This is a genomic window from Planktothrix prolifica NIVA-CYA 540, from assembly GCF_963864145.1.
In the GTDB taxonomy this organism is placed as follows: domain Bacteria; phylum Cyanobacteriota; class Cyanobacteriia; order Cyanobacteriales; family Microcoleaceae; genus Planktothrix; species Planktothrix agardhii.
Genome location: NZ_CAWLTW010000001.1, coordinates 728,148 through 740,178, shown reverse-complemented (window position 1 = coordinate 740,178; position 12,031 = coordinate 728,148). Strand labels below are relative to the sequence as shown.

The 12,031-nt window shown below is 39.7% G+C and carries 6 protein-coding genes and 1 pseudogene; 4 read left to right on the top strand and 3 right to left on the bottom strand.

The annotated features are described in order from the left end of the window. Positions 1 to 65: 65 nt before the first annotated feature. The gene (locus AC559H_RS03380) at positions 66 to 986 is read right to left on the bottom strand and encodes a glycosyltransferase family 2 protein (protein ID WP_026793732.1); all 921 of its coding nucleotides are present in this window, start codon (positions 984 to 986) and stop codon (positions 66 to 68) included. Between the two features lie 174 nt (positions 987 to 1,160). Between AC559H_RS03380 and AC559H_RS03375 the strand changes: the two genes are divergently transcribed. Further along, positions 1,161 to 2,363, top strand: coding sequence for an argininosuccinate synthase (locus AC559H_RS03375; protein WP_026793731.1), 1,203 nt, complete (start codon positions 1,161 to 1,163; stop codon positions 2,361 to 2,363). A 186-nt stretch (positions 2,364 to 2,549) separates the two neighbouring features. Here AC559H_RS03375 and AC559H_RS03370 read toward each other — a convergent pair. Together AC559H_RS03370 and AC559H_RS03365 are read right to left on the bottom strand one after the other, a co-directional pair. Next, a pseudogene (locus AC559H_RS03370) lies at positions 2,550 to 2,750 on the bottom strand (IS701-like element ISPlag1 family transposase); the annotation flags it as partial. A gap of 22 nt (positions 2,751 to 2,772) precedes the next feature. Further along, positions 2,773 to 3,060 carry an ISAzo13-like element transposase-related protein gene (locus AC559H_RS03365; RefSeq protein WP_237745536.1) on the bottom strand — a complete coding sequence of 96 codons (288 nt, stop codon included), beginning with the start codon at positions 3,058 to 3,060 and terminating at the stop codon, positions 2,773 to 2,775. A gap of 50 nt (positions 3,061 to 3,110) precedes the next feature. Between AC559H_RS03365 and AC559H_RS03360 the strand changes: the two genes are divergently transcribed. From AC559H_RS03360 to AC559H_RS03350, 3 genes are all read left to right on the top strand, one after another. Then, positions 3,111 to 4,310 (top strand): calcium-binding protein, encoded by a 1,200-nt coding sequence (locus AC559H_RS03360; RefSeq protein WP_051319446.1) that lies wholly within the window; start codon positions 3,111 to 3,113, stop codon positions 4,308 to 4,310. 81 nt (positions 4,311 to 4,391) lie between these two features. Continuing rightward, positions 4,392 to 8,753, top strand: coding sequence for a tetratricopeptide repeat protein (locus AC559H_RS03355; RefSeq protein ID WP_158442059.1), 4,362 nt, complete (start codon positions 4,392 to 4,394; stop codon positions 8,751 to 8,753). A gap of 45 nt (positions 8,754 to 8,798) precedes the next feature. Continuing rightward, positions 8,799 to 12,005 carry a tetratricopeptide repeat protein gene (locus AC559H_RS03350; protein WP_081694750.1) on the top strand — a complete coding sequence of 1,069 codons (3,207 nt, stop codon included), beginning with the start codon at positions 8,799 to 8,801 and terminating at the stop codon, positions 12,003 to 12,005. The last annotated feature ends 26 nt before the right edge of the window (positions 12,006 to 12,031 follow it).

Here is a 12,031-nt window from a genome sequence, read left to right as displayed (position 1 = left end):
AAGACCCAACCCCCTACGATAAAATGCTATAACCTATTTAGGATTGCTATAGTTTGTATCTCGCTCTATTTTAACTCATTATAAGCCAAATAAACCGCTTTAACATTATACCAATTTAGAAATATTCGAGCAATTTCTAAAGCTAATTGTGATTTTCCTTGATTAATTAAATATTGTAAAAACCCTGCCATTGTCCGTTCGTTTAAACGCCCTCCCAAAGATAATAAACCCCATAATATTTTATGTAATATTGTCATTTGAATCATCATTTTAACTTCAAAAGAGGGATGTTTTTGATAAAATAAAACTCCCATTCTCCCCCGTTGAATTTCTCGATCTATTAATTTCGGTAATTGTTCCAAATCAAACGCCGGATGCCAATGATAACCCACAGCATCGGGGCATTTAATTAACTTTAAACCTAATTTTTTTAACCTAACTCCTAATTCTAAATCTTCCCAGCCATATTGTTGAAATTGAGGATCAAATAACCCGGCTTCTATTAACCAATGACGAGCGATCGCTACATTTCCGGTAGCAAAATAAGCCGCCGAAAAATCAGTAATTTTATAAGGTTCAGAAGTTGGATCTTCAAAATTACAAGTATTAATTACCCGACCATAGGTAAAAACTTGATCTGAAGTTTGATATCCCTCAACTAAACTATTAGCATGGGATTGTAAAAACGTTTCTGTCACCACTAAATCACTATCAATAAAAATAATAGTTTCTCCCAAAGCCTTTTCTATCCCTAAATTTCTCGCCGCGGCTGGCCCTTGATGGGATTGACAAAATAGCTGAACATGGGGAAAATCTAACTTATTTTCCTCTAACCAATTTAAGGTTCCATCCGTTGAACCATCATCAACTAAAACTACCTCATAGTTAGTAATAGTATGATCATATTGTTGCTGTTCTAAGGCTTTTAAACACTTTTGTAAAATCGGTAAACGATTATAGGTAGGAATGACAATACTTAAAAACACAGTTTTTCTAACCTGAAACTTAAATCACTATTATTATTAACTACTTACCCGAAAAAAATCCAGTCCCCTCCCCCTGAAAGTGGCCCCAACTCAAATATATAGAATTCCTGACATCAAAAGGGCATGAAAGGCGAGATAATGTAACATTTGGTTACTTGAGGAGAAATATTAATCATGGGTCGCGCTGAAAAAGTTGTGCTTGCTTATTCAGGTGGGGTGGATACCTCCGTTTGTATCCCCTACTTGAAAAATGAGTTTGGCGTCAAAGAAGTAATTACCCTGGCCGTAGACTTGGGACAAGGGGATGAATTAGGGCCTGTTCAACAAAAAGCCTTGGACTCTGGCGCCGTCGAGTCCCTGGTAATTAATGTCCAAGATAGATTTGTCAAAGACTATGCGTTTCCGGCCATTCAAGCCAATGCTTTGTACGAAAACCGTTATCCCCTGGCCACGGCCTTAGCCCGTCCGTTAATTGCCAAAACCTTAGTGGAAGTGGCCGAAAAATACGGAGCCGATGCTATTGCTCACGGTTGTACCGGAAAAGGTAACGACCAAGTGCGGTTTGACGTCTCCATTGGTGCGCTCAACCCGAAAATAAAAATTCTGGCCCCCGCCCGGGAATGGGGCATGAGTCGGGAAGAAACCATTGCCTACGGGGAAAAATTCGGCATTGCTTCCCCGGTGAAAAAATCCTCTCCCTACAGTTTAGATAGAAATTTGTTAGGAATTGCGATTGAAGCTGGGCCCTTAGAAGATCCTTGGACGGAGCCCCTGGAAGAAGTCTATGCGATGACTAAACCGATTTCTGAGACTCCTAACGAACCTGAATATATTGAAATTGGCTTTGAAACTGGAGTTCCGGTGAGTTTAAATGGTAAGGCAATGGATGGTGTTCAATTAATTGGAAAATTAAATGAAATTGCCGGAAATCATGGGGTTGGACGCCTGGACATGATTGAAAACCGTTTAGTCGGGATTAAATCAAGGGAAATTTATGAATCTCCGGCGATGATTGTGTTAATTAATGCTCACCGAGATTTAGAAAGTTTAACCTTAACCGCCGATGTGACTCGTTATAAACGGGGCATTGAAGAAACCTATAGCCAGTTGGTTTATAATGGCCTCTGGTATAGTCCGTTAAAAGCGGCTTTGGATGCCTTTATTCAACAAACTCAGGAACGGGTTTCGGGTGTTGTCCGAGTCAAATTATTTAAGGGAAATGCCACAATTGTCGGCCGGAAATCTGCCAATTCCCTCTATAGTTTGGACTTAGCAACCTATGGCTCCGAAGACGTTTTTGATCATAAAGCGGCGGAAGGTTTCATTTATGTTTGGGGTTTACCAACTCGCGTTTGGTCTGAGAAAATAAGAGACTAATAATCTGATTAGAAATCAAATTCATCCTAGGGGTGAGACGCACCTCGCCCCTACACAGCAATCTCGGTCAGGACTTACGCAAGCACGCTATATATAGCGTACTAAAAGTAGGCGATCGCATACCAATGATAATAGCAATCACCCTAAAAAGTCCTGATTATTTATTTAAAAATAAACCCAAAAGAATCAAACAAGTTCCATTTTTATCGAAGGACAATTCAGTTCTTTGATTAAATAACTGGACAAAGATTCAGCTTTTAACTGATAGACTGTTTTCTTTGTCAGATGAGCTAATCTTTTCAATTGATTCCAAACTAAAAGGGCACAAGCAATATGATTTCTTTGAATACTAGCTTTACGACACTGGCAAGATTCAATCCCAGTTAGGAATGAAAAATCAATAAATGGATTAATGAGTGAGTTGAGGTACGGCTCGATAGTTCCATTTGGGTAAATGTTCATCAAAAATAATTTTTAGAGTTTTTTTGAAATTATCAGTTACCTTTCGACCCGTTTGATAGACTTGATCAACGACATTAACAACGACAGATAGCCCTGTATTAGTGCGAGTTTTTTCCATGAGAGTTTTGACCAAACCGAGACTGGTAAAAATCACTCCTTGACAAGCTCGAGTTAGATGAGGAAAAAGTCGATGTTCAATGGGATTATATTTAGATGTATACTGAAGACAAAGCAAAAAAAAATGGTTATAGTTACAAAATAGGGCTTTGCATCTCAAATAAATTTATGTCAAATTTTATATTTCCAGTGGTAGCCACCAATCAGTCAATCTTGGCTGATTTGTCCCAAAAAATTCAAGATAACCAAACTCCTCCAGTCAGCCAGTTTCAGAGGGATGATGGGGGGTTAGAGATTATCGGTTCACTAAACCAGGGCAATGTATTTGTAGGCAGTACCGCCAATGATTTTGCCACGGGTGGCAATCAAGCTGATGCTATTGATGGGGGTGATAGCAATGACATCATCCTGGGTTTAAAGGGAGATGACATTCTCCTCGGTGGTAAGGGGAGTGATAACATTTATGCTGGCAAAGGAAATGACCTAGTTAGTGGTGGAAAAGGCGGTGACCTGATCTCCAGCGACGAAGGAGATGATAAGATCTTTGGGGAAGAGGGTAACGATATTATCTATGGCGGCAAAGGAAAGGATGCCCTGGATGGAGGGGCTGGAAATGATAACCTTTATGGTGGAAGTGGTGACGATACCATTGTTGGCGGAGAAGGAGATGACCTGCTCTTTGGTGATCAAGGCAATGATACTCTTGACGGTGGGCCAGGGAAGGATACTCTCTATGGTGGAGAAGGAGACGACTCCCTAACCGGAGGATTGGATGATGATCTTCTGTTTGGTGGCAAAGGTAAGGATACCCTTTATGGTGGAAGTGGTGACGATACCATGGTTGGCGGAGAAGGAGATGACCTGCTCTTTGGTGATCAAGGCAATGATACTCTTGACGGTGGACTAGGGAAAGATATCCTTTCTGCTGGAGAAGGGGACGACTCCATGACCGGAGGATTGGATGATGATCTTCTGTTTGGTGGTCAAGGTGAGGATACCCTGATTGGCGGTGCGGGGAATGATCTCCTAACGGGTGGTAAGGGAAATGATACCTTTGTTTACGAAGGAGCTATCGATCAGTTAGGCCAAGATACATTAACTGATTTTAATGTTTCAGAAGATGTAATTGCCCTAAATTCCACGGATTTCTCCGCATTAGCTCCGGGTGTACCAGGTGCTTTAGCCGAAAGAGAATTCCAAACCATTGCTAACTTCTCTGGAAATGCTGCGGATGCGGGGGATGCTAATTTAATCTACGACCCAGAAAGTGGTTTACTCTACTATATTGACAAACAAGGGATTACAACTCCTATGTTAGATATGGGTAAAAATTTAACATTAGGTAATGATAATTTTGATTTGATTTAGAACTCGAATAGTTAGTACCCTCAAAATCTAAAAATAAATGTGCTTTTCTCGGATTTTTACAGTCTTGGTAACTTCATGCAAATGTCAGATTCTGAAGCAAGAAAATTAGCTGATAAGGCCTTATTTTACCAAAATCAAGGACAACTTGATCAGGCTATTTTATCTTATCAGCAGGCTCTTAAAATTCGTCCTAACTGGCCGGAAGTTTATTATAATTTAGGGATTATTTTTGAACAACAACAGAACTTATCGGGGGCAGTTAGCTGCTACAAACAAGCTATTTTACAAGCCGATAATTATGCCGAAGCCTATTATAATTTGGGTGTTGTTTATCAGAAACAAGGTTTAATTGAAAAAGCTATCAAGACATATCAAAAAACAGTTATTCTTGCGCCTGAACTTATTCGCGCTTATAATAATTTAGGATGTTTGTGGTTGGAAATAGGGGAATATTCCCAAGCCATTGAAGTTTTTACACAGGGGATTAATCTCAATCCAGATCAAGCAGAACTTTATAATAACTTAGGTCAGGCTTGTTTAAAAAATGGTAATTTAGATGAGGCGATCGCCCATTATTTAAAAGCAATTAAATTAGAACCAAATTTAGTTAAAGCCTATCAAAATTTAGGTCAAGTATTTTATCAACAAAACTTATTTGCTGTCGCCCTACAATACTTTCAGCAAGGCTTAAAAATCCAACCAGACTCTGTTTCACTTTATAGTCAATGTGCGATCGCCCTTCTCGCCCAGAAAAACTATCCCGAAGCTACTATTTATCTGCAAAAAATTGTAGCATTAGAACAACCCTGGATCACCGCCTATTGTGAATGGACAGAACAGTTTAATACGGAAGATATTATCGATCAAGCTACGGTGGCTTGTGGTCAATTTTTGCGAACATTACAACAGCAAAACCCTGATATTAATCAAGTTAAAAAATATTTAGCTCAAACCTATTTATATTTAGGGAATGCTTTTGTTGAATATCGCAATTATCAAAGTGCAGAACGTTATTATCAACTAGCAGTTGATATTGATCCTAAATTAGCTGAAACTTATATTCATTGGGGAGATTCTTTAGCCAAACAATGGCGTTTTAATGACGCAGCTTTACAATATCATCAAGCTTTAGGACAACACCCGCAGAATCCTGATTTTTACCAAAAAGTTAGTCAAGTTTTAGAGAAACAGCAACAAGTCGAACAAGGTAAATTAAAATTTATTTTAGTCAAAGATAGGGAAAATTTGACACTCCCAATTTCTCTGCAAAATCCAGATTTATCACAGCCTAAATGTCAAGGATTAGATTGTCAACCCTGTTTAAAAAAACTCCGCCAATACTTTCGACCCCAGCATTTAGGATTAGGAATAGAACAGTATTTTCCCTTGGATGATTTACCAGATAAATTAACCGAAACTACCGTAACAATTATTCCTCAAGGACGGGTTTGGGTCGCCCCTAAAATCAGTTGGTGGAATGTGTGTAATGCGATCGCTATTTTCAACAAAGACAAGGAATTAATTCCCGAATTATCTCGATTTTATCCCACACCGTTACCCAACTGTAAAAATTATGATTGGAGTCAACATCAGATTTTTTCCCTAGCAGAAATTCCCCCCTTAAAAATCATTGAAGGGCGAGTTGCTGTTTTATCAGGACTGTCGGGAAATGTCTATTTTCACTGGCTAGTTGATATTTTACCAAGAATTAAAATATTACCAGAAAATGGGATTGATTTAGATTCCATAGATTGGTTTTTAATTAATTCTACCCAACAAAACTTTCAACGAGAAACCTTAGAAAAAATTGGAATTCCTCACCATAAAATTATAGAAACTGATCAAGTTTCCTATCTCCAAGCATCCAGTTTAATTGTTCCTTCCTATCCTGCTTCTGTCGGGTGGGTTGTCCCCCATACGATCAACTTTCTGCGAAGTCTGTTTTTAACCGATATTTCTCCACCAATAAAAACCTATTCCCCCCGAATTTATATTAGTCGTAATCAAGCCCGATATCGGCGACTTTTGAACGAACCGGAAATTTTAGACTATTTGAGTTCATGGGGATTTGTTTCTGTAGATTTGGAAACCCTAACTGTTCAAGAACAGGCTAATTTATTTTCCCAGGTTGAAGTTATTATTGCACCCCATGGAGCCGGACTAACTAATTTAGTTTTTTGTCAACCCCATACCGTTGTGATTGAGTTAGTTTCTCCCCATTATCTGCGCCCTTATTATTGGCAAATTAGTCAGCAGTTAGGACTCCAACACTATTCTATCCAGGGGGAATCTTTGGAATGTGCTTTTTTGCAACAACTGATGTATCCTACGCCACTGTTTGAAGATATACAAATTAATCTGAAATCTTTACAAAGATTGCTGCAAGTTTGTGATATTCTTAAAGATAAGGGTAAATCTTATAATTCCTCTGGTAAACCCAGAATAATTATGCCATCTTCTGTTGATCAGGTCACAACCTTAGCCAATAGGTTGCAAGAGGCTAAAAATCATTTAGCTCAAAACCACTTTGAGTCCGCGATTTTAGCCTGTCAAAAGGTATTGGAAACTGATGTTAATTGTGGGGAAGCCTACACGATTTTAGGCAACGTGCTACAACTTCAAGGGAAGTTTGAACAAGCTCACAACTCCTATAAAACCGCAATTCAGTTACAACCCGAATCCCCGGAACCTTTAGGAAATTTAGGGAGTTTGTATGCTAGAAAACAACAATGGGACTTAGCGGTTAAATATTATCAATTAGCGTTAAAATATAAACCTAATTGTGATAAACTTTATCGCAATTTAGCTAAGGTTTTAACAAAATTAAATCGCCCGGATGAAGCGACGGAGTGCTGGTATCATAGTTATCGGTTACAGCCGGAACAGGCAGGAGCAACAGAGCATTTAGAATTAGGAAAAACCTTATTAGAACAGGGGAAAAGCACCGAAGCGATCGCTTGTTTTCAGAATGCCATATCTTCAAGCAAAAATTCAGAATTATTTTTACAGACAAAGCTAGAAGCCTATTCGTTGATGGCAAAAGCTTTGTATCAATCTAATCAATTAGAAGAAGCGTTACAAACCTATCAAAAATTGTTACAACTAAATCCCCAAGATGCTATTGCCTATACAAATTTAGGAAATTTATACGCCAAACGTCAAGACTGGAAATCGGCACTGACAGCCTATCAAAAAGCGATCGCTTTTAACCCGAATTTAGCCATAGCCTATCGCCATTTAGGTGAAGTATTCCAGCAATTAGGAGATCAAGACCAAGCCATTGAATATTGGTATCAAGGGTTTAATATAGAACCGACAGCTTTTCGGGCAACGGATCATTTAGCATTAGGTCATTTACTCTGGCAAAAAGGTTTACTTAAACCCGCAACAACCTGTTATCGTCATGCCTTAGAATGCGATCCAAATAATGCCACTGCTTATCATAATTTAGGAGAAGTCTTAGTTGCCCAAGGTCAGTTAGAAGCCGCCATTGATGCCTATTACCAGGCTATAGAATTACATCCGAGTTTTGAAACCTACAATAGTTTAGGGAAAGTATTAGGACTGCAAGGACGCTGGCAAGAGGTAATTGCTTGTTATCGTCAGGGGATGGAGTTGAACCCTAGACTATTGATGGCGATGCAAACCCTCACCCAAGCATTAGCTTATAGCCAAAATCATCAGGGTCAAGGAGAGTCCCAACCCTTGTTTTCTCTGATGGCTGGCGAGGTTCTCTCTTGGCAACCCCAAATTCAAGGGAATACCACCAGAGGACTACTCCGGGGAGAACAGGAGCAACCTCTACAGAAAATCTCTGTATCAGTATCCTACACCGTTGCCGAGTCAGACTTAGTGCAGCAAGCTCAGAAATTATTTGACCAACAGCAATACCTCCCCTGTATCCTCCAATGTGAACAAATCGCGGCTTCCCAACCTCAAGAGGCATCAGTTTATCTACTGTGGGGAAAAGCTTTAATGGCGGTGGGGAGACGGGAGGAAGCCCAACAGAGGTATCAAACGGCACTTCAGCTACAACCGCAACAGGGAGCAGCCTATCTGGGTTTAGGAGAAATCTATGCTCAGGAAAAATACTGGAAAGAAGCGATCGCGTGTTATCAAAAAGCTCTGACAATTCAGCCCCACAATTCAGAAATTTATGCCCTGTTAGGAGATATCTATGCAGAACAGGAAGAATGGGACAATGCCATTCAATCTTATCAAACTGCCCTTCAATTCAATCCTGATTTTGTTTCCGTTCAGGAAGCCTTGGGAGATATTGGGTTGAGTCAAGGTCAATGGCATCTTGCCATCCAATATTACCAAAACGTATTAGCCTTAGACCCCCAATTACAGCCCGTATATCAGAAGTTGGGGGATGCGCTCTGGCAGGTCGGAGAGATTAACGCCGCCATCGATGCCTATAGAAAGGCAACGGAAATCTAATCAAATTTTTACTTTTAGAAACTATTACTTCCCTCACTTAAAACGATGATCGAGCCACAGCCTAAATCCTTATCCACTCCCAGCCGAATTCGGATTCGAGCCGAATCAACAACGAACGCTCATTATCGTCTAGCTAAGGCTCTATCCTATCAAGGAGATTGGCTCGGAGCGATCGCAGCCTATCAAAACGCATTACAATTAGAACCCCATCGGGGGGAATTTTATCAAGAATTAGGGGATGCTCTGAGTAAGGTAGAAAAATGGGAAGATGCCATAGAAGCCTATCAACAAGCCATTCAATGCAATCCTGATTTTTCCTGGTCGCATAATAATTTAGGGGATGCGTTGCGCTCGTTAGAACGCTGGTCAGAGGCGGTGATAATGTACAGTCGAGCCATTGAATTGAACCCAGATTTTGCCCTTTCCTATCACAATTTGGGAGATGTATTCGGGAAGTTGGAACAGTGGGAAGAATCCGTTGCTGCCTATCAACACGCTATTGAGCTTGATCCTAATTTTGTTTGGTCTTACTACAATTTAGCGGAAGGGTTGGTGCAGTTGAAGCAATGGGATAAGGCACTGGTGGCTTATCGTCAAGCCCAACAACTTCAGGCGAATTTGCCAGAGATGGACACTAAACTCAAAAGCACACTGCATCAACACATCAAACAGTGCTTGCAATTAGCTCTACTCTACTACCGTCAAGCAATTGAGCAGAATCCCAATGATATCGAAAGCTATGAAAAAGCGTTAGAATTGCAACCCGATGATGTCATGCTCTATGTGGGGTTAGGGGATGCTTGGGTGGCAAGACACCAACCCCAACGGGCGATCACTGCCTATCAGCAGGCAATTACCCTAAATCCCAGTTTGCTCACCGCCTATCAAAAACTGGCTGAACTACAATACCAGATGGAAAAGCCTGAATTGGCTTTAATGACCCAATGGCAATCTTTAGAGCATTCCTTGGAGAACAAGGCTGAAGAATATTTGAGTTTAGGTGAGGAATGTTTAAAACAAAATTACCCAGAGTTAGCCATTCGTTGTTATCAACAGGCGATTAAACGCTATCCAAATTGTGTGGAAGCTTATCTTCAGTTAGGGGAATTATTTTGTCAGCAACAGCAGTTAAAAGAGGCGATCTCTCTCTATCAAACCGCCCTTTTAACTCTACCCAACCAAACCGAATTATACAAATGTTTAGGTGACGCTTTAGCTCAAAAACACCAGTGGCAAGAGGCGGTAACTTACTATCAACAAATGGTAGAAATTCAGGGGGATAAAACACGACAGTTAGCAATGATTCAAGAGTGTGGGCTGATTATTCCTCGCAGTGATCAGCCAACGGTTTCTGTCATTATTCCTGTTTACAATAAAATTGACTACACCTTTCAATGTTTAAGATCTTTAGCTGCTCATGTTCAACCCCAAACAGCTTTAGAAGTGATTGTGGTTAACGATGCTTCGACGGATAGAACCCAAGAAATTTTAGCCAATATTGAAGGTTTAATTTTAATTAAAAATCCCGAAAATCTAGGGTTTATTCAATCTTGTAATCAGGGGGCTGCTATTGCTCAAGGGGAATATCTCTATTTTTTGAACAATGACACTGAAATTCGTCCGAATGCAATTGAATATTTAATCGAAGTTTTGGTCACTGATTCTCAAGTTGGTGCGGTGGGTTCTAAATTAATTTATCCCTCTGGAGCGTTACAGGAATCAGGAGGAATCATCTGGAATACTGGGGAGGGCTGGAATTATGGCAGAAACGAAAATCCTTACAATCCAAAATACAATTATCTCCGCCCTGTAGATTATTGTTCTGGTGCAAGTTTAATGGTCAGGTGTAAGATTTTTCAGGCGTTAGGTGGTTTTGAACGAGAGTTTTCTCCAGCCTATTATGAAGATACGGATTTGTGTTTTGCGATTCGAGAATGGTTAGGACTAAAGGTCATGGTTCAGCCCAAATCCGAAGTGATTCATTATGAAGGAATTAGTTCGGGAACGACCCTTAATGAAGGCATAAAACAGTATCAATTGATTAATCAAGAAAAGTTTAAAAAAAAGTGGCATCAGTCACTCATTCAGTATCCGATTAATCAAGGATCGGAATTTTTTGAACGAGCCAGCCGTCGCTATTTAGGTCAAGCTGTTATTTTGGTAATTGATAGTTATATGCCTTGTCATGATCGGGAATCGGGATCAAGGCGATTATTTTATATCATGAAGTTATTGAAGGAGTTAAACTATCATGTTATTTTTGCTGCTGATAATGGGTTTAAGGCTGAACCCTATACTTCAGAATTAGAAAATTTAGGAATAGAAGTTTTATACACTCAATCGGGTTATGGTTATCCGATAGAAGCCCAAATCCAAGAGAGAATTGATTTGATTAATCTGGCTTGGGTCTGTCGTCCTGAATTGAATGAAAAATATAAATATTTGTTGCAGAATAATACTAAAATCAAGATTATCTATGATACGATTGATTTACATTACTTAAGAATGAAACGAGCCTGGGAGCTTTCATCTACAAAGGATGTGCAACAGGCTAAAGCCTGGATTAATATGCAGGCTATGGAGTTAAAACTAGCAATGGAGGCAGATTTAACCGTAACCGTAACTGCGACGGAAAAAGAAATACTACAAGAGCAAGGAGTATCAAATGTAGCAGTTATTCCTAATATTCATCCCTTGATTTTTCAGAAAAAAAATAGTTTTTCTGAACGGGAGGGGATTTTATTTATTGGAAGTTATAATCATGACCCTAATGTGGATGCTGTTCTCTGGCTTTGTCAAGAGATTATGCCCCTTGTTTGGCGAAAAAATCCCAATATTCCTGTAACAATTTTGGGCAATGAACCGTCAGATATTGTACAGAATTTGGCCAATGAATGGGTAACAGTCACGGGATATGTTCAAGATGTTTCTCCCTACTTTCTGAGTCATCGGTTATTTGTAGCTCCGCTCCGGTATGGAGCCGGAATGAAAGGTAAAATTGGGCAAAGTTTAGAATATGGTTTGCCTGTTGTCTCTACCTCAATTGGCATTGAAGGTATGAATTTGGTGAATGAACAAAATGTTTTAGTTGCTGATACAATAGAAACATTAGCAGAACAAATTTTGCGCTTGTATCAAGAGCAAGCGTTATGGGAAAAACTGGTAGCCAATACTGAACAGGCAATTGCCCCCTATTGTCCTGAATTTGTTAAATTAAAGTTGGCTCATTTGATCCAGAAAATCACGTCGTAGAGATGATTACTTCATCTTCACTTTGT